This window comes from Achromobacter insolitus, from assembly GCF_002209555.1.
Classification (GTDB): Bacteria; Pseudomonadota; Gammaproteobacteria; order Burkholderiales; family Burkholderiaceae_B; genus Achromobacter; species Achromobacter insolitus.
On record NZ_NJIF01000001.1, the window covers coordinates 436842 to 456681 of the forward strand.

Below are 19840 nucleotides of genomic sequence, written 5' to 3' on the forward strand. Positions count from 1 at the left end.
CGCTTCACCTTTACGAGTGCTTCACTCGATTACGATGCAGGAAAACCTTCCGCGACACGGGCTTCCCGTTAAGCGGATAGCAGGGGCAGAAGGCGCGTACAAGCCTTGAAAGCCGTATGTGCAAGAGTATAGCCCTTTGAGTTTAAAGCCGTCTTCTTGCGTTTGCGTGACGCAAAAGCGCATTCGGAATGCCGTCATGCAGCATTGGAATGTCCAGCCAACCCCTTCCATTGCGCCGTCTACACGCCAGCAATTTCCGCCATCCCAAAATGCCGCAACGCATCATTTTCGAGCACCGCAATGGCAGTGTTGCGCATTAGCCTCGTTCACACCGGCAGTTCGGTCGTCGACAGGATCTCTTTCAGGACGAAAAAGGTGCGAATCTGGCGGACACCGGGCAGCTTGATGATCTCGCCCGCGTGCAGCTTGTTGAAGCGCTCCAGGTCCCGGATGCGCAGCATCAGGAAGTAGTCGAATTCACCCGCGACCAGATGGCACTCGAGGCAACCGCTGATGCCGCGCGCCGCGGCCTCGAAATCCGTGAAGGATTCGGGCGTGGAACGGTCCAGCACCACCCCCACGATGACGAGCGTGGACATATCCACCTCGGCGGGTTCGAGCAGCGCGACAGTCTTGCGGATGATGCCCTCGGCCCTGAGCTTTTCCACGCGGCGCAGACAGGCGGCCGGGCTCAGGTGGACGCGCGTGCTCAGTTCCAGGTTCGTGATCTGGGCGTCCTGCTGCAAGAAGCGCAGGATCTGGCGATCGATGCGGTCCAGGCCGGAAATCGCTGGCATTTGATATGCCCCTGAAAATTAAATTTCTTTCTTTAATCTTATTGAAAAATATTAAATAGAACCAAAGAAAATTATTCAACTATTTCACTTTCAAATCAAAAAAATACGCAATTGACGATAAATCCGTGGGCTTTCTATGATTTTTCCATCCGCGCCATCCGGCCGGCACAGGAGAGCCCCCTATGGATCTGCAACGATTTCCACGCCATCGCCTGACTTTCGGCGACACCCCCATCGAAAAACTCGAACGCCTGTCCGCGCACCTGGGCGGCAAGGTCGAGATCTACGCCAAGCGTGAAGACTGCAACAGCGGCTTGGCGTTTGGCGGCAACAAACTGCGCAAGCTCGAATACCTGATCCCGCAGGCGCTGGAACAAGGTTGCGACACGCTGGTCACCATCGGCGGCATCCAGTCGAACCACACACGCATGGTCGCCGCCGTGGCCGCAAAGCTGGGGCTGGCCTGCGTGCTGGTGCAGGAAAACTGGGTGGACTATTCGGACGCCGTCTATGACCGGGTGGGCAACATCATGATGAGCCGCCTGATGGGCGCCGACGTGCGCCTGGTGGACCAGGGTTTCGACATCGGCTTTCGGCGCAGCTGGGAGGAAGCCCTGGAGGACGTCAGGAAACGCGGCGGCAAGCCCTATGCGATTCCGGCAGGCGCGTCGGACCATGAACTTGGAGGCCTGGGCTATGTGGGCTTCGCCGAGGAGGTTCGGCGCCAGGAGGCAGAGCTGGGATTCAAGTTCGACTATATCGTCGTGTGCGCGGTCACCGGCAGCACGCAAGCCGGCATGGTGGTGGGGTTCGCGGCCGACGGACGCGCCGACCGCGTGATCGGTATCGACGCATCGGGTACGCCCGAACAGACTCGCGCGCAGATCCTGCGCATCGCGCGGCGCACCGCCGACATGGTCGGGCTGGGCAGCGCCATCGAAGAGCGCGATGTGGTGCTGGACACCCGCTATGCCTATCCCGCCTATGGCTTGCCGTCCGCCGAGACCAACGAGGCCATCCGCCTTTGCGCCAGGCTGGAAGGGATGATGACCGACCCGGTCTACGAGGGCAAATCCATGCAGGGCATGATGGACATTGTCCGCCGCGGCGAGATTCCCGCCGGCTCGCGAGTGCTGTATGCGCACCTGGGAGGGGTGCCGGCGATCAACGCCTACAGCTTTCTCTACCGCAACGGATAGAGGCGCCTACGGCGCCGTGGGCTGGCCTTGCGGCGACCTGCGCTGATGGCAGGTTCCCGCCCAGCGGCCCGGGGCTTGCCATCCCTGGCGGTCAGCACCCATGATGGATGCAGGAAACGCAGCCCAGCCGGCGAATCCGCCGGCTGGGCTTTACGCGTCGCGTCACCTTGCCCCGGGTAGCGCTGGGCAAGGCTCAGCCCTTCCCGAAAAATCATGTACATAAGTTGTATACAAAACTGAGATTTCCGGCTATGGTGCAGCACATCAGGAAGTCGTCCGCCAACCCACGTCCGGCCGCCGCGCGCCGGCGCACTCCGCCCGCCTGTTCATGACCACCTACGATTCCACGCTCCCCTACCCCCGCGACCTGGTCGGCTATGGCCGCCGTCCGCCGCATGCGCAATGGCCGGGCCAGGCGCGCATCGCGGTGCAGTTCGTGCTGAATTACGAAGAAGGCGGCGAAAACAGCGTGCTGCATGGCGATGCCGGATCCGAACAGTTCCTGTCGGAGATGTTCAACCCCGCCAGCTATCCCGAGCGCCATCTCAGCATGGAGAGCATCTATGAGTACGGCTCGCGCGCGGGCGTCTGGCGCATCCTGAGGGAGTTTGAAAAGCGCGGCCTGCCGCTGACGGTATTCGGCGTCGGCATGGCCTTGCAGCGCCATCCCGAACTGAGCGCCGCATTCGTCGAGCTGGGGCACGAGATCGCCTGCCATGGCTGGCGCTGGATCCACTACCAGCACATCGACGAGGCCACGGAACGCGAGCACATGCGCCTGGCCATGGACGCGATCACGCAGTTGACTGGCGCTCGTCCGCTGGGCTGGTACACCGGCCGCGACAGCCCCCGCACGCGGCGCCTGGTCGCTGACTACGGTGGCTTCGAATACGACAGCGACTATTACGGCGACGACCTGCCTTTCTGGATGCGCGTGCAAAAAACGGACGGCAGCGTCGTGCCGCAACTCATCGTGCCCTACACGCTGGATTGCAACGACATGCGTTTCGCGTTGCCGCAGGGCTATTCGCACGCCGACCCCTTCTTCCAGTACCTGAAGGACAGCTTCGATGCGCTCTACGCCGAAGGCGAGGACGCGCCCAAGATGATGAGCATCGGCATGCACTGCCGCTTGCTGGGACGGCCCGGCCGCATCACCGCGCTGCAGCGCTTTCTTGACCATATCGCCAACCACGATCGCGTCTGGATATGCCGCAGGCTCGATATTGCGCGCCACTGGAAAGCCACGCACCCCTACTCACCTCAAGCCTGAACAGGACGGCCATGGCCCATACCCTAGCCCAACTCAATGCAGCGGCGCCCGCGGACGCCGCTGCCATGCTCGACAATCTCTACGGGCACGCGCCCTGGATCGCCGAGCGCGCGCTTGCCGCCCGGCCGTTCCGCTCCCTGGCCGACCTGGAACAGCGCTTGCGCCAGGCCGTCAGCCAAGCCGACGTGCCGTCGCGCACGGCGTTGTTGCATGCCCATCCCGAACTCGGCGCCATGCCGGGCACATCCCGGGATCCGGACTCGGCGCGCGAACAGGACCTGGCCGGGCTGGCGCTAGGCTCGCCCGCCGAACTGACCCGCCTGCAGGAACTGAACACCGCCTACAAAAGCAGGTTCGGCTTCCCCTTCGTGCTCGCGGTGCGCGGCCCGCGTGGCGCGGGCATGACGCGGCAGCAGGTCATCGACGAATTCATGCGCCGCAAGGACAACCCGCCCGATCTCGAATTCGACGAGGCCATGCAGCAACTGCACCGCATCGCCGAACTCCGCCTGCGCGACCGGTTTGGCGGCGAACCCGCCATGGGCAACGACATCTGGGACTGGAGCGAGCAACTGGCCGCCCACAGCGACCCGGGCTATGCCGAAAAGGGCCAGTTGACCGTCACCTACCTCACCGAAGCCCACCGCGCCTGCGCCCGGCTGCTGTCGCAGTGGATGCGCGATTGCGGTTTCGACGAAGTTGGCATCGACGCCGTGGGCAACGTGGTCGGCCGCTATCTGGCCGACCGCCCCGACGCCCTCACGCTAATGACCGGCAGCCATTACGACACCGTGCGCAACGCCGGCAGGTACGACGGCCGTTTGGGTATCTTCGTGCCGATGGCCTGCGTGCGCGAACTGCACCGCCAGGGCAAGCGCCTGCCCTATCACCTGGAAGTCATCGGCTTCGCGGAAGAAGAAGGCCAGCGCTACCGCGCCACTTTTCTCGGCTCGGGCGCGCTGATCGGCGATTTCAAGCCGGAATGGCTGGACCAGCAGGACGCCGACGGCATCAGCATGCGCGACGCGATGGCGCAAGCGGGCTTGCGCAGCGAGGCCATCCCGGGACTGCGCCGCGATCCTTCCCGCTACCTGGGCTTCGTCGAGGTCCACATCGAGCAGGGGCCGGTGCTCTACGAGATGGGGCTGCCCCTGGCCGTGGTCACTTCCATCAATGGCTGCGTGCGCTACCAGGTCCGGATCAGCGGCCTCGCGTGCCATGCCGGCACCACGCCCATGAACCGCCGCCGCGACGCCGCCACCGCCACCGCCGAACTGGCGCTATACGTTGAGCGGCGCGCCGCCCGCGATGGCGACTCCGTGGGCACGATGGGCATGTTGGAAGTGCCCGGCGGCTCGATCAACGTGGTTCCGGGCGAATGCCGTTTCAGCCTCGATCTGCGCGCGCCCAGCGACTCCCAGCGCGATGCGCTGGCGCGAGACGTACTGGCTGAGCTCGAAGCCGTGTGCCAGCGCCGCGGACTGAGCTACGCGCTGGAAGAAACCATGCGCGCCGCCGCCGCGCCCAGCGATCCTGCCTGGCAAAAGCGCTGGGAGCGTGCCGTGGATGCGCTGGGCCTGCCCGTGCACTGCATGCCCAGCGGCGCCGGCCACGACGCCATGAAGCTGCATGAGGTCATGCCCCAGGCCATGCTTTTCGTGCGCGGCCAGAACTCCGGCATCAGCCACAACCCGCGCGAATCCACCTCCAGCGACGATATCCAGCTGGCCGTGCTGGCCATGCTGCGCCTGCTCGATGACCTTGCCCAAGAAACCCGATAGCGACCATGACCAACCACACCCGACTCGACGCCTGGGTTGACGCCCATTTTGATGAAGAAGTCCGTTTCCTGCAGGAGCTGGTGCGCGTGCCCACCGACACGCCTCCCGGCAACAATGCCCCGCACGCGGAACGCACGGCCGAGCTGCTGCAAGCCTTTGGCCTGGATGCCGAGGCCCATCCGGTGCCTGCGCAGGAAGTGCAAGATTACGGACTCCAATCGATCACCAACCTCATCGTGCGCCGCGAGTACGGCGCGGGCGGGCTGCGCGTGGCGCTCAATGCGCATGGCGACGTCGTGCCGCCCGGCGAGGGCTGGGAACATGATCCCTACGGCGGCGAAATCGACAATGGCAACCTGTACGGCCGCGCCGCCGCCGTCAGCAAGAGCGATTTCGCCAGCTTCACGTTCGCGTTGCGCGCGCTGGAGGCCGTTGCCCGGCCTACCCGAGGCGCGGTTGAACTGCACTTCACCTACGACGAGGAGTTCGGCGGATTGCTCGGCCCCGGCTGGCTGCTGTCGCAAGGGCTGACCAAACCCGACCTGCTTATCGCCGCGGGCTTCAGCTATGAGGTCGTCACCGCGCACAACGGCTGCCTGCAAATGGAAGTGACGGTACACGGCAAGATGGCGCATGCCGCCATTCCCAGCAGCGGCGTGGACGCCTTGCAAGGCGCGGTCACGGTCCTCAATGCGCTGTATGCGCAGAACGCGCGCTATCGGGAGATCCGCTCCGACGTGCCGGGAATCAGCCACCCTTACCTGAACGTCGGCCGCATCGAAGGTGGCACCAATACCAACGTAGTGCCGGGCAAAGTGGTGTTCAAGCTCGACCGCCGCATGATTCCCGAAGAAAACGCGGCAGAGGTCGAAGCCGACATCCGCCGCATCATCAAGGAATCCGCGGCATCGGTGCCCGGCATCAGCGTGGACATCAAGCGCCTGCTGCTGGCGAATTCCATGCGCCCCCTGCCCGGCAACCAAGCGCTGGTGCGGGCCATCCAGAAACATGGAGAGGAAGTGTTCGGCGAGCCTATCGCCGCCATGGGTACCCCGCTCTATACCGACGTGCGCCTGTACGCCGAAGCGGGCATCCCCGGGGTGATCTACGGCGCTGGCCCGCGCACCGTGCTGGAATCTCACGCCAAGCGCAACGATGAGCGCGTGGCGCTGGAAGACTTGCGGCGCGCCACCAAGGTCATCGCACGCACACTGGCCGACCTGCTGGACGCCGCCTGACGCGGCCGCCCGGCAGGGCAGGCCTGGCGCCTCACGCCAGTTTCATTACCCGGCGCCAGAACAGGATTGCGACCACCACGAAGACGGCCAGGCCCAGGAAGGACGCCGTCTGCGCAAAGCCTTCGCCGGCGATCGCCAGCGGCGCCTCGGTGCCGGACGCGCCGATGATGCCGGCCATCAGCACGCCGACCAGGCTTTCGCCGACGATCAGTCCCGAGGCGATCAGCACGCCTCGGCGATTGGCGCTCTCGGCAAATTGCTCGTAGGGCTTGCCGACCGCAGCCGCCCGGCGGCGCAAAGCCCCCTCCAGCAGCCAGGCCAGGACCGCGCCGACTACGATGGGCGCGGCAACGGTCGGGGGCAGGTAAATGCCGATACCCACCGCCAGCACCGGAATACGGGCCACGCGGCAGGTGCGCTTCATGATCTCGTCCACCACGATCAGGCCCACGCCGACCGCCATGCCGATCAGGATCATGGTCCAGTTGAGCTGGTGCGTGAAGATGCCGCGTGCGATCGCCAACATCAGCGTGGCTTGCGGCGCCGAAAGGGCCTGGGCCGGATCCATGCCTTCTCGCGGCATGGCGTCGGCAAATCCATAAGCGTTGTAGAGCAGTTCCAGCACCGGTGAAATCACGGCCGCGCCGGCCACGCAGCCGATCAGCAAGGCCACCTGCTGGCGCCACGGCGTCGCGCCCACCAGCCAACCCGTCTTCAAGTCTTGCAGGTTGTCGTTCGAAATGGAGGCCACGGCCACCACCGCCGAGGTGCTGAAGATCGACAAGGCGATCGCCATCTGCACGCCATTCTGCGCGCCCAGCAGTTCGCCGCCCAGGGCCAGCATCAGCAGCGACACCAGCACGATGGCGACGATGCCCACGCCGGAGATCGGGCTGGTCGAAGATCCCACCAGCCCCGCCATGTAGCCGCAGGCCGCGGCCACGAGGAAACCAAACACGAAAGCGAACAGCACGGCATAGGCCACCAGCTTCCAGATTCCGGCGGGCGACAGCGGCGCGCCTGACAGGAAGACCTGGAACGTCACCACCAGAACAGCCACCAGCACCAGCGTCACCGCCGAAATCCAGCCTGCCGACAGGTCGCGCTCCGTGCGCCGCGCTTGCCCGGCGCGAGCGGCGCCCGCCTTGGTCAACGCGGCAAACGATGCCTTGACGCCGCGCGCCATCGGCATGAACAGCGTGGCCAGCGTCCAGATGGCGCCCACGCCGATCACGCCGGCGCCGATGAAGCGCACCTGGGACGCCCACAGCCCGGTGGCGTATTGCGCCAAGGTCTGGCCTGCGGGCATATCGCCCATGGCGCTCAGGATGGGCACGGCAATGCCCCAGGAAATGATCAACCCGGTCAGCATGGCCAGGCCCGCAACGATGCCGATCAGGTAGCCGGCGCCCAAGAGCGCCAGTGAAAAGCCCATCGGCAGGCGGAACACCGCGCCGCCCACTTCAAACCAACGACTGATGCCGTCACCCAGCACCCGCAGGCCGCTGGCCGCGAAACTGACCGCGGCGGCGACCAGGCCGCCAGCCACGATGTCGCCCATGCCGGTCTCGGTCTTGGCCGGCGCCCGGCCGTCGTCCCCGGCCTCGTCCTGCGCGCGCTCGGCGCTGCCCACGCGCAGGATTTCAGCAGCGGCCACGCCTTCCGGATAGGGCAGATCGCTCTGCACCACCATCACGTGGCGCAGCGGAATGGTGAACATCACACCCAACATGCCGCCGGCCGCGCAGATGCCCAGCGTCTGCCAGAAGGGGAAGCCTTGCCAGTGCCCCATCATGACCAGGGCCGGCAGGATGAAGATGATGGACGACAGGGTCCCGGCCGCCGAGGCCTGGGTCTGCACCATATTGTTTTCGAGGATGTTTGCGTCCTTGAACAGGCGCAGGACGGACATCGAGATCACCGCAGCCGGAATGGCCGATGAGAACGTCAGGCCCACCTTCAGTCCAAGGAAGACGTTGGAGGCCGTGAAGATAACGGTGATGATTGCGCCCAGGAGGATGCCGCGGAACGTAAGTTCGGGCAACGTGACCTCTGCCGGGACGCTGATGGGTTGGGTCATTGCAGTCATTCCTTTCTTGCCAGCCGCGAATTCTAGCGCCTTCGCGTCCACCCAGTGGCCACATCCCCTAAGACGGTCGCCGGGCGCATCTTCGGCAGAAGCTGCCGCAAGCTACAAAACCTGCAACAGATTATGCTGAATTTACAGAAATCTCCCTAGAATTTTGATTACCCATGCCTGAAGCTAGGGTCTAGCATGGACGTCAAACCAGGAGACGACAAGACCATGCGCGACGCCAGTTCCGCCCGCCCCGGGCAAGCTATCCAGCACGATTCCGACCCCGCCGAAACCGCCGAATGGCGCGATGCGCTGCAGGCACTGGTACAGGCGGAAGGTTCCGAGCGCGCGGGCTATGTGCTGGACAACCTGCTCGGCCACGCCGCGTCGCTGGGCTTGCGCGCCAACAGCCAGACCCGCACCGCGTACCTCAACACCATTCCCGCCGACGAGGAGCCCCCCTTCCCCGGCAATCTGGCCGTGGAAGAGCGCATCGCCCGCATCAACCGCTGGAACGCCCTGGCCATGGTGGTGCGCGCCAACCAGGCGCATGGCGAACTGGGCGGCCACATCGCCAGCTACGCGTCGGCCGCCGACCTGTTCGAAGTCGGCTTCAACCATTTCTTTCGCGCGCGCACCCAGGATGGCCCGGGAGACCTGGTCTACATGCAGCCGCACTCGGCCCCCGGTGTCTATGCCCGCGCCTATCTGGAGGGCTTCCTCAGTGAAGCGGACTTGGCGCATTTCCGGCAGGAAATCACCGCCTCCGCGAACGGCCTGCGCGGCTTGTCGTCTTACCCGCATCCGTGGCTGATGCCGGACTTCTGGCAATTCCCCACGGGTTCGATGGGCATCGGCCCTATCAACGCGATTTACCAGGCGCGCTTCATGCGCTACCTCGAGCACCGTTCGCTCATGCCCGGCGCCGACCGCAAGGTCTGGGGCATCTTCGGCGACGGCGAAATGGACGAACCCGAATCCATCGCCGCGCTGACACTGGCCGCGCGCGAAAAGCTCGACAACCTGGTGTTCGTGGTCAATTGCAACCTGCAGCGGCTGGACGGCCCGGTGCGCGGCAACGGCCGCATCATCGATGAACTGGAAACGCTGTATGCCGGCGCTGGCTGGAACGTCATCAAGCTTGTCTGGGGCAGCGACTGGGACGCTCTCCTGCGGCGCGACACGGGAGGTGCGCTGGCGCGCGCGTTCGCCAATACCGTGGACGGACAATTCCAGACCTTCGCAGCCAATGATGGCGCCTTCAACCGCGCCCACTTCTTCAACCAGAACCCCGAGCTGGCGGCGCTGGTGGCAGACTGGAGCGACGAAGCCATCGACCGGCTGCACCGCGGCGGACATGACATGGTGAAGATCCATGCCGCTTACCACCGCGCCGTGCGCCACCAAGGCCAGCCCACGGTAATCCTGGCGCAGACCAAAAAGGGCTTCGGCATGGGCTCGGCCGGCCAGGGCAAGATGACCACGCACCAGCAGAAAAAGCTGGACGATGTAGCCCTGCTGGCTTTCCGCGACCGCTTCGCGCTGCCGATCTCGGACGCCGATTGCCTGGCGCTGAAGTTCTACCGCCCCGCCGAGGACAGCGCCGAACTGCGCCACTTGCAGGCGCGCCGTGCCGCACTCGGCGGGCACATTCCCCGCCGCAACATCGAGGCGCCCAAGCTGGCGCCCCCCCAAGCGGAACATTGGGCGCGCTTTGCACTGGCCGCGGATGGCAAGGAAATGTCATCCACCATGGCCATCGTGCGCATGCTGACCGCGCTGCTCAAGGACGCCACGGTGGGGCCGCGCATCGTGCCCATCGTGGCGGACGAGGCCCGTACTTTCGGCATGGCCAACCTGTTCCGCCAGATCGGCATCTATTCCGCGCAAGGCCAGTTGTACGAACCCGAAGACATAGGCTCCGTGCTGTACTACCGCGAAGCCCGCGACGGCCAGATCCTCGAAGAAGGCATCACCGAGGCCGGCGCGATTTCCTCCTGGACGGCTGCCGGCACCAGCTACTCGGTCAACGGGTTGCCGATGCTGCCCTTCTATATCTACTACTCGATGTTCGGCTTCCAGCGCATCGGCGACCTGATCTGGGCCGCCGCCGACCAGCGCACGCGCGGCTTCCTCATCGGAGCCACCTCTGGCCGCACCACCCTGGGCGGCGAAGGCTTGCAGCATCAGGACGGCTCCAGCCACATCATGGCCGCCGCCGTGCCGAACTGCCGCGCCTACGACCCGGCCTATGCCTTCGAGGTCGCCGTCATCGTCGAACACGGCATGCGCCGCATGCTCGACGAGCAACGCGACGAATTCTTCTACCTGACCGTCACCAACGAAAACCTGGCGCAACCCGACATGCCGCCGGGCGAAGCGGTGCGGGAGGGCATCCTGCGCGGCATGTACCTCTTGCGGCCCGCCCGAGGACAGGCCCAGGTACGCCTGCTGGGCGCCGGCCCCATGCTGCGCGAGGCCGAAATGGCCGCGCAACGATTGCAGGCCGATTATGGCGTGGACGCCGAAGTCTGGAGCGTCACCAGCTTTTCCGAACTGGCCCGCGCCGGACGCGAGGCCGAGCGCGCCCGCGTGCTGGGGCTGGATGCCAGCGACGACTGGGTGCGGCACTGCCTGGGCGGCAGCGACGCCCCGGTAGTGGCCGCGAGCGACTACATACGGGCCGTGCCCGAACAGATCCGCGCCTGGGTGCCTGCCCCCTATCGCACGCTGGGCACCGACGGTTTCGGCCGCAGCGACACCCGCGCCCAGCTGCGCGACTTCTTCGAAGTCAGCGCCGACTGGATCGTGCTGCATGCCCTGGACAGCCTGGGCCGCGAGGAAGACGCCAAGGGGCTGCGTGTCCGGCTGAACGCCGGCGCCCGCCAGACACCCCCTTGGCAGCTCTAGGATTGCAAACCGCGGTGCGGCGAGGTTTTGAGCAAAATCGTCCATTCGCTGCACCGCAACAACCAAGCACCCGCGCTTTCTGTTGAAATACGGGTGTTCCCAAGCATTTCCAAGAAAATACGGCGGGCCGCGAGCCCGCTTTTTGCAATCCGCTTTCCTTCCTTTCCTCCTTTCTTTCCATTTAGCGCCCGCAAGGCCTGTATCCCATGGACGAAACTCTCACCAAAATGGCGTTGGACTACCACGCCTACCCCACTCCCGGCAAAATCTCGGTCACCCCGACCAAGACGCTGGCCAACCAGGACGACCTGTCCCTGGCCTACTCCCCCGGCGTGGCGGCCGCCTGCATGGCCATCTTCGACCAGGGCGATGACGCAGCCTCGAAGTACACCTCGCGCGGCAACCTGGTGGGCGTGATCACCAACGGTACCGCCGTGCTGGGCCTGGGCAACATCGGCCCGCTGGCCGCAAAACCCGTCATGGAAGGCAAGGGCTGCCTGTTCAAGAAGTTCGCCGGCATCGACGTGTTCGACATCGAACTGGCCGAAAACGACCCCGACAAGCTGGTCGACATCATCGCGGCGCTGGAACCCACGCTGGGCGGCGTCAACCTCGAGGACATCAAGGCGCCCGAGTGCTTCTACATCGAGAAGAAGCTGCGCGAGCGCATGAAGATCCCCGTCTTCCATGACGACCAGCACGGCACCGCCATCATTTCGTCGGCCGCCATCCTGAATGGCCTGAAGGTCGTGGGCAAGGACATCGGCACGGTCAAGCTGGCCTGCTCGGGTGCCGGCGCCGCCGCCATCGCCTGCCTGGATCTGCTGGTCCACCTGGGCGTCAAGCGCGAGAACATCTACGTGGTGGACTCGCGTGGCGTGATCTGGGACGGCCGCGATGAAAACATGGAGGTCAACAAGAAGCGCTACGCGCAGAAGACCGACGCGCGCACGCTGGCCGACGTGGTCAACGGCGCCGACGTGTTCCTGGGCTGCTCGACCGCAGGCGTGCTGACCGCCGACATGGTCAAGACCATGGCCGCGAGCCCGCTGATCCTGGCTCTGGCCAACCCCGAGCCGGAAATCCGTCCCGAAGTGGCCAAGGCCGCCCGCCCGGACTGCATCATCGCCACCGGCCGTTCGGACTACCCGAACCAGGTCAACAACGTGCTGTGCTTCCCGTTCATCTTCCGCGGCGCCATGGACGCCGGCGCATCGCGCATCACGGAAGAAATGAAGCTTGCTTGCGTGAAGGCCATCGCCGAACTGGCGCAAGCCGAACAGAACGACGAAGTGGCCCGCGCCTACGCTGGCCAGGAACTGTCGTTCGGCCCGGACTACATCATCCCCAAGCCCTTCGACCCGCGCCTGATCGTCCAGATCGCCCCGGCCGTGGCCCAGGCTGCCGCCGACTCCGGCGTGGCCGCCCGCCCCATCGAGGACATCGAAGCCTACCGCCAAAAGCTCATGGGCTTCGTGTACCACTCGGGCCAGTTGATGCGTCCGCTGTTCGCCCAGGCCAAGAAGGCGCCCAAGCGCGTCATCTATGCCGACGGCGAAGACGAGCGCGTGCTGCGCGCGGTGCAGACCGTGGCCGATGAAAAGCTGGCGTTCCCGATCCTGATCGGCCGCCCGTCCGTCATCGAAATGCGCATCAAGAAGTTCGGCCTGCGCCTGGCGGCCGGCAAGGACTTCGAGATCGTGGATCCGGAAGACGACAGCCGCTTCAATGAAACCTGGAACGCGTACTACCAGCTCAAGGGCCGCGAAGGCGTGACCCCGGCCATCGCCAAGGCGATGATCCGCAAGCACAACACGCTGATCGGCGCGATGCTGCTGCGCCGTGGCGATGCCGACGCCCTGCTCTGCGGGGTGGCCAGCAAGTACGACAACCAGCTCAAGTACATCGACGAAATCATCGGCAAGAAGGAAGGCCAGACCTATGCCGCCCTGAACGTGCTGATGCTGCCCGACCAGACCTTGTTCGTCACCGACACCCACGTCAACGAAAACCCGACGGCCGAGGAAGTCGCCAGCATCACCATCCAGGCCGCCGATGAAATGCTGCGCTTTGGCGTGGTGCCGAAGATCGCCCTGCTGTCGCACTCCAACTTCGGCAGCCGCATCACGGATTCGTCGCGCAAGATGGCCGCCGCGCGCCAGATGGTGCAGGACCGCGCTCCCGACCTGGAAGTCGACGGCGAAATGCACGCCGACGCCGCCCTGTCGGAAAAGATCCGCGTCCTGGCCTACCCGGACAGCACGCTGAAGGGTCGCGCCAACCTGCTCGTCATGCCCACGCTGGACACCGGCAACATCACGTACAACATGCTGAAGATGACCGGCAGCAATGGCGTCGCGATGGGTCCGATCCTGCTGGGCGCGGCACGCCCCGTGCACATCCTGACCACCAGCGCCACGGTGCGCCGCATCGTCAACATGACGGCGCTGGCCGTGGTGGATGCTCAGCAGGAAGCCGCCGAGGCCGCCAAGAAGCGTCGTTGATCAACGACCGCCGTCAAGGCCAAGGGCGCCCTTCGGGGCGCCCTTTTTTCATTGTGCGCTGCCCGCTCATCGCATAGCCGGGCAACCCGGGCTGATGGTAAAAACCAAGTTCAACCTTGTTTTCTGGAGTCCACATGCTGGCCGACGCCCTGTATGCCTGGTTTCACTACCTGGCCATTTTCCTGCTCGTGGTGGTGCTGACAGCCGAAGCCGTGCTGCTACGACCCGACCTCACGGCCAATGGCGTCAAGCGCCTGGCCATCTACGACCGCCTCTATCTGGCCAGCGCCGTGGTGGTGCTCATTACTGGCGTGCTGCGCCTGACCCTGGGCATCAAGGGCGCTGCCTTCTACATGGGCAACCCGTGGTTTCACGCGAAGATCACGCTGTTTGTCGTCATCGGCCTCTGTTCGATCCCCCCGACGATGACCTTCCTGCGATGGGCAAAGCAGTCCCGCCAGCAGCCGGGTTTCGTGCCTGCGGCAGCCGACATCAAGCGCGCCCGCCGCTGGGTCATGATCGAATCGCACCTGTTCATCTTCCTGCCGCTGTTCGCCGTGCTGATGGCCCGCGGCATCGGCGCGTAACACGCGCCAAGAGGCCCTTGCGCTCAAGGGCAGGATGCGCGGCGGCGAGGCTCGGGTTCCTCGTCGCCCACAACGAAGGTGGCGAAGTGGAAGACGCCCACCGTGTCGTTCTGGACCACGTCCACGACCTCGCCGGCCAAGGTTTGCATCACCGACATGCCCTCCGGCACATCGGCCTGGCCGTCGCGCTTGGCGGCCTCGCCATTCCAGGGACTCAGCACCAGCACGCCCGGATACGGTTCGCGTGCATCGCCGCGGCCGCGTCGCATCGACTTCACCTGCGTGCCAGCGGCATAGCTCACGCCGCCGAGCCGCGTCGGGCAGGCAAGTTCCGCGTCGCTGACCCGCAGCAGGCGCCGCGCCTCGTCCAGGTACAGCCGCGGCTCGCTCAAGGGCAGTCCGAATATCCGGACGGCCATCGGATTCTTGACCTCGATGCGCCAGCGGTCCGGATCGCGTGAACCGTCGGTGTAGACCGTGCCGCTGGAGCCATAGACGATGGACCCCGGCGCGAGGTCCAGGGCTTCGGCGCGATTGCCCGGGCCCAGCACGCACTTGTCGAACGCCGTCATCGTGCCATCGCGCGCCACCTCGAACTCGATATCCTGTGTGGCGTCGCACTGCCAGCCCAGCACCGTCTGGGTGCCCGCGCCGCGCAGGATGACATTGCGCGGATAGCGGCCCCGCAAAGCGTAGGTTGCGTCGTCATAGTCAGAATTGAGATAACGCCGTGCGCTCGACGCCTGCACGCCATACATGGCCACGGGCTGCGGAAACTCCGCTTCGACATAGGTCTCCAGCTGCCCTTCGTCCTGCAGCTTCAGCCGTGTGCCCGCGGGCATGGCGGTGCCCCCGACGGTCGTGGCTTCCTGCAGCGTGACATTGCGGGCTGCCTCGGCGCGGGCGCCTTCCCGCTCGATTTGCCAGATCACCGTCTGCACCCAGGCATAGAAGGCAAACGGCACGGCCAGCACGACGAATACCAGGGATGAGGTCTTCCAGTACTTGCGCACCGTGCGGCGCGCGCCGCCACTGGCGACCAGGACCACGGCCCAGGCCAGCAGCACCAGGCCGGCCAGAAACCCAAGGGAAACAAAAATGTAAAAGCCAGCGGAAGGCAACGCTATCGGAATCATGGCAAGGATGGTACACGCCAAACCATCGCGCCGCGGCCACATGGCGAACGGACAACAAAAAACCGCCCGAAGGCGGTTTCTTGTTCAAGCGAGGCTGCGTATCAACGCTTGTCCATCGGGGGCACGTCGCGCGTGACCGAACCGGTGAACAGCTGGCGCGGACGGCCGATCTTGTAATCGGGATCCGACAGCATTTCGTTCCACTGAGCGATCCAGCCCACCGTGCGGGCCAGCGCGAAGATGGCCGTGAACAGCGAGGTCGGGATGCCGATGGCGCGCTGGACGATACCCGAGTAGAAGTCCACGTTCGGGTACAGCTTGCGCTGCACGAAGTACGGGTCTTCCAGGGCGATGCGTTCCAGTTCCATGGCCAGCTTGAACAGCGGGTCGTTTTCCAGGCCCAGGGCCGAGAGCACTTCCTTGCAGGTTTCCTGCATCAGCTTGGCGCGCGGGTCGTAGTTCTTGTAGACGCGGTGGCCAAAGCCCATCAGGCGCACGCCCGAGTTCTTGTCCTTGACCTTCTCCATGAACTCGCCAACCTTGGCGATGCCGCCGTTGGCTTGCAGTTCTTCCAGCATTTGCAGGCAAGCTTCGTTGGCGCCGCCGTGAGCCGGGCCCCACAGGCAAGCCACGCCAGCCGAGATGGCGGCGAACGGGTTCGTGCCCGACGAACCGCACAGGCGGACGGTCGAGGTCGAAGCGTTCTGCTCGTGGTCGGCGTGCAGGATGAAGATGCGGTCCAGCGCGCGCTCGACGACTTCGTTCACCTTGTATTCTTCGCACGGCGTGGCGAACATCATGCGCAGGAAGTTGCCCGTGTAGGACAGGTCATTCTGCGGGTAGATGAACGGTTGGCCTTGCGAGTACTTATAAGCCATCGCGACCAGCGTCGGCATCTTGGCGATCAGGCGGATGGCCGAGATGTGGCGATGCTGCGGGTTCGTGATGTCGGTGGAGTCGTGGTAGAACGCGGACAGCGCGCCGACCAGGCCCGTCAGCACGGCCATCGGGTGCGCATCGCGGCGGAAGCCACGCAGGAAGAAATGCAGCTGCTCGTTCACCATCGTGTGATGGGTCACTTGCGAATCGAAATCGGCCTTCTGGTCCTTGTTGGGCAGTTCGCCGTTCAGGATCAGGTAGCAGATGTCCATGAAGTCGCAATTGACGGCCAATTGCTCGATGGGGTAGCCGCGGTACAGCAGTTCGCCCTTGTCGCCGTCGATGTACGTGATGCCCGATTCGCAGGCAGCGGTGGACATGAAGCCGGGGTCAAACGTGAACATGCCCGTCTGGCCGTACAGCTTGCGGATGTCGATCACATCCGGACCGACCGTACCCTTGTAAACAGGGAACTCAATAGGGGCGCTGCCATCCGAGAAGGATAGAGTGGCTTTTTTGTCAGACAGGTTCATGTTCATTCCTCTCAATTAATCAGAGCGCGCGCATCTGGCCAATAATGCGCCGAAGCCTGGGCGTGTCGAGCGCGCCCTCAAGCTCTTTGCGGGCCAGCAGCAAGTCGAGGAGGTCGTTGTCTCCCATCTCGAAAAGCTGCGTCAATGCCGCCACGTCATCATCGGTGAGTTCGCCCTCGTGGGCGTCCAGATACCGGGTGATGATCAAGTCGTTTTCGAGCAAGCCGCGGCGCGCCCGCCAACGCAAACGCGCCCGCTCCAATTCAGTAAGCTTGCTCATCCTACTTTGCACCTATAAAAGCCCCCACGCCGCACCCGCTACGCGGGCTTGCTGCCCCCCGAGGGGGCATTTTTGCCTTGGGACGGCCCGGCGGCAAGAAAATGCCGCCGGAGGCAAAATGCGCTTAATAAAAACTAGACCGTACGGCGAACCATCAGTTCCTTGATCTTGCCAATCGCCTTGGTCGGGTTCAGTCCCTTGGGACAGACGTCGACGCAGTTCATGATGGTGTGGCAACGGAACAGGCGGTACGGATCATCCAGGCTGTCCAGACGGCTGCCCGTGGCTTCGTCGCGGCTGTCGGCGATGAAGCGGTAGGCTTGCAGCAGGCCGGCCGGGCCGACGAACTTGTCCGGATTCCACCAGAACGACGGGCAGGAAGTGGAACAGCACGCGCACAGAATGCACTCGTACAGGCCATCCAGCTCTTCGCGCGCCTCGGGCGACTGCAGGCGTTCCTTTTCGGGCGGCGGCGTGTCGTTGATGAGGTACGGGCGGATCGAGTGGTACTGGTTGAAGAAGTGCGTCATGTCCACGATCAGGTCGCGGATGACGGGCAGGCCCGGCAGCGGACGCAGAACGATGGGTTCCTTCAGTTCGCGCAGGTTGGTCGTGCACGCCAGGCCGTTCTTGCCGTTGATGTTCATGGCGTCCGAACCGCACACGCCTTCACGGCACGAGCGGCGCAGGGCCAGGCTGTCATCGACGTCGTTCTTGATGCGCACCAGCGCATCGAGCAGCATCTTGTCGGTCGGCTGGAGTTCGACTTCCAGCTTCTGCATGTAGGGGCGCTCGTCCTTGTCCGGATCGTAGCGGTAGATTTCGAACTTGACGATTCTCTTGGTGCTCATAGTGGGCTCAATCCGGACTTAGAAGGTACGCGCCTTGGGCGGGAAGGACTCGACCGTCAGCGGCTTCATCTGCACGGGCTTGTAATCCAGGCGGCTGCCTTCGGAGTACCACAGCGTGTGCTTCAGCCAGTTTTCGTCGTCGCGCGTCGGATGGTCGTCCAGCGCGTGCGCGCCGCGGCTTTCGGTGCGGTTGGCGGCCGACTTGATGGTGGCGCGGGCCACTTCGGTCATGTTCGCCAATTCCAGCGCCTCGACGCGCGCGGTGTTGAACACCTTGGACTTGTCCTTGAAATAGATGTTGTCGGCTTGCTTGGCCAGATCCTCGATCTGGGTCACGCCTTCGTTCAGCAGCTCCAGCGTGCGGAACACGCCGCAGTGACGCTGCATCGAGAAGCGGATGGCATTGCCGATGTCCTGGGTCTTTTCGCCCGAGGTGCGCGATTCCAGCTTGTTGATGCGATCCATCGAGAATTCGACGGCTTGCTGCGGCACGGGCTGATGCGCGTGCTGGCGTTCCGGATGCGAATTGACGATGTGATTGCCGGTGGCGCGGCCGAACACGATCAGGTCCAGCAGCGAGTTGGTGCCCAGGCGGTTGGCGCCGTGCACCGACACCGCGGCGCATTCGCCGATGGCGTACAGGCCGTTGACGATCTTGTTCTCGCCGTTTTCGCGCGTCAGCACCTGGCCGTGGTAGTTGGCCGGGATGCCGCCCATCTGGTAGTGGATGGTCGGAACGACGGGGATCGGTTCCTTGATCGGGTCCACGTTGCCGAATTTGATGGCGATTTCGCGGATCGAGGGCAGGCGCTTGTTGATGACGTCGGCGCCCAGGTGGTCCAGCTTGAGGACCACGTAGCTGCCGTCCGGACCGCAGCCGCGGCCTTCCTTGATTTCCTGGTCCATCGAACGGGACACGAAGTCGCGCGGGGCCAGATCCTTCAGCGTGGGCGCATAGCGCTCCATGAAGCGTTCGCCATCCTTGTTCAGCAGGATGCCGCCTTCACCGCGCACGCCTTCGGTGATAAGCACGCCGGCGCCGGCCACGCCGGTCGGGTGGAATTGCCAGAATTCCATGTCCTGCAGCGGGATGCCCGCGCGGGCGGCCATGCCCAGGCCGTCACCAGTGTTGATGAAGGCGTTGGTGGAAGCGGCCCAGATGCGGCCGGCGCCGCCGGTGGCCAGCACCGTGGTCTTGGCTTCCAGGATGTAGATTTCGCCCGTTTCCATTTCCAGGGCGGTCACGCCAACGACGTCGCCCGCTTCGTTGCGCAGCAGGTCCAGCGCCATCCATTCGACGAAGAACTGGGTGCGTGCGGCGACGTTGCGCTGGTAGAGGGTGTGCAGCAGCGCGTGGCCGGTACGGTCGGCAGCGGCACAGGCGCGCTGGACCGGCTTTTCACCGAAGTTGGCGGTGTGGCCGCCGAACGGACGCTGGTAGATTGTGCCGTCGGGGTTGCGGTCGAACGGCATGCCGAAGTGCTCGAGCTCGTACACGGCGTTCGGCGCTTCGCGGCACATGAATTCGATGGCGTCCTGGTCGCCCAGCCAGTCCGAACCCTTGACGGTGTCGTACATGTGCCAGTACCAGTTGTCTTCGCTCATGTTGCCCAGCGAGGCGCTCACGCCGCCCTGTGCGGCAACCGTGTGCGAACGCGTGGGGAACACCTTGGACAGCACTGCAACGGACAGGCCCGCTTGGGACAGTTGCAGCGAACAACGCATGCCGGCTCCACCGGCGCCAACGACCACCACATCAAACTGGCGGCGCGGCAGGGATTTCATGACAGAGACC

14 protein-coding genes are annotated in these 19840 nt (G+C 64.6%); 7 read left to right on the forward strand and 7 right to left on the reverse strand.

The genetic code is table 11. The annotated features are described in order from the left end of the window. Positions 1-326: 326 nt before the first annotated feature. Positions 327-797, reverse strand: coding sequence for an Lrp/AsnC family transcriptional regulator (locus CEY08_RS01925; protein ID WP_063641881.1), 471 nt, complete (start codon positions 795-797; stop codon positions 327-329). A 182-nt stretch (positions 798-979) separates the two neighbouring features. Between CEY08_RS01925 and CEY08_RS01930 the strand changes: the two genes are divergently transcribed. From CEY08_RS01930 to CEY08_RS01945, 4 genes are all read left to right on the forward strand, one after another. Continuing rightward, complete coding sequence (locus CEY08_RS01930) at positions 980-1996, forward strand: 1-aminocyclopropane-1-carboxylate deaminase (RefSeq protein WP_042792460.1); 1017 nt, start codon at positions 980-982, stop codon at positions 1994-1996. A 328-nt stretch (positions 1997-2324) separates the two neighbouring features. Further along, complete coding sequence (gene puuE / locus CEY08_RS01935) at positions 2325-3269, forward strand: allantoinase PuuE (protein WP_076815763.1); 945 nt, start codon at positions 2325-2327, stop codon at positions 3267-3269. Positions 3270-3280: 11 nt separating this feature from the next. Next, positions 3281-5050 carry a 2-oxo-4-hydroxy-4-carboxy-5-ureidoimidazoline decarboxylase gene (uraD, locus tag CEY08_RS01940; RefSeq protein ID WP_076815766.1) on the forward strand — a complete coding sequence of 590 codons (1770 nt, stop codon included), beginning with the start codon at positions 3281-3283 and terminating at the stop codon, positions 5048-5050. A 5-nt stretch (positions 5051-5055) separates the two neighbouring features. Beyond that, on the forward strand, positions 5056-6288 hold the full coding sequence (locus CEY08_RS01945; protein WP_076815768.1) for a M20 family metallopeptidase: 1233 nt from the start codon (positions 5056-5058) through the stop codon (positions 6286-6288). 31 nt (positions 6289-6319) lie between these two features. On the opposite strand, the gene CEY08_RS01950 is transcribed toward CEY08_RS01945, so the two are convergent. Continuing rightward, the gene (locus tag CEY08_RS01950) at positions 6320-8368 is read right to left on the reverse strand and encodes an OPT family oligopeptide transporter (protein WP_042792456.1); all 2049 of its coding nucleotides are present in this window, start codon (positions 8366-8368) and stop codon (positions 6320-6322) included. A gap of 225 nt (positions 8369-8593) precedes the next feature. Between CEY08_RS01950 and mdeB the strand changes: the two genes are divergently transcribed. From mdeB to CEY08_RS01965, 3 genes are all read left to right on the forward strand, one after another. Next, positions 8594-11275 (forward strand): alpha-ketoglutarate dehydrogenase, encoded by a 2682-nt coding sequence (gene mdeB, locus CEY08_RS01955; RefSeq protein ID WP_076817942.1) that lies wholly within the window; start codon positions 8594-8596, stop codon positions 11273-11275. A 206-nt stretch (positions 11276-11481) separates the two neighbouring features. Then, the gene (locus CEY08_RS01960) at positions 11482-13779 is read left to right on the forward strand and encodes an NADP-dependent malic enzyme (RefSeq protein WP_063641896.1); all 2298 of its coding nucleotides are present in this window, start codon (positions 11482-11484) and stop codon (positions 13777-13779) included. Between the two features lie 134 nt (positions 13780-13913). Beyond that, positions 13914-14366 (forward strand): DUF2214 family protein, encoded by a 453-nt coding sequence (locus CEY08_RS01965; protein WP_063961443.1) that lies wholly within the window; start codon positions 13914-13916, stop codon positions 14364-14366. Positions 14367-14389: 23 nt separating this feature from the next. Here CEY08_RS01965 and CEY08_RS01970 read toward each other — a convergent pair whose 3' ends face one another. The 5 genes from CEY08_RS01970 to sdhA form a co-directional block, all read right to left on the reverse strand. Continuing rightward, positions 14390-15502 (reverse strand): hypothetical protein, encoded by a 1113-nt coding sequence (locus CEY08_RS01970; RefSeq protein ID WP_076815770.1) that lies wholly within the window; start codon positions 15500-15502, stop codon positions 14390-14392. 101 nt (positions 15503-15603) lie between these two features. Further along, entirely contained in the window at positions 15604-16914 is a 1311-nt protein-coding gene (locus CEY08_RS01975; RefSeq protein ID WP_042796842.1) for a citrate synthase, read from the reverse strand. Positions 16915-16933: 19 nt separating this feature from the next. Next, positions 16934-17194, reverse strand: a complete 261-nt coding sequence (locus tag CEY08_RS01980; RefSeq protein WP_042792453.1) for a succinate dehydrogenase assembly factor 2 — start codon at positions 17192-17194, stop codon at positions 16934-16936. Between the two features lie 134 nt (positions 17195-17328). Then, positions 17329-18045: a succinate dehydrogenase iron-sulfur subunit gene (locus CEY08_RS01985; RefSeq protein WP_042792452.1), complete on the reverse strand. Its 717-nt coding sequence runs from the start codon at positions 18043-18045 to the stop codon at positions 17329-17331. An 18-nt stretch (positions 18046-18063) separates the two neighbouring features. Continuing rightward, entirely contained in the window at positions 18064-19830 is a 1767-nt protein-coding gene (gene sdhA / locus CEY08_RS01990; protein WP_208025194.1) for a succinate dehydrogenase flavoprotein subunit, read from the reverse strand. Positions 19831-19840 lie beyond the last annotated feature (10 nt).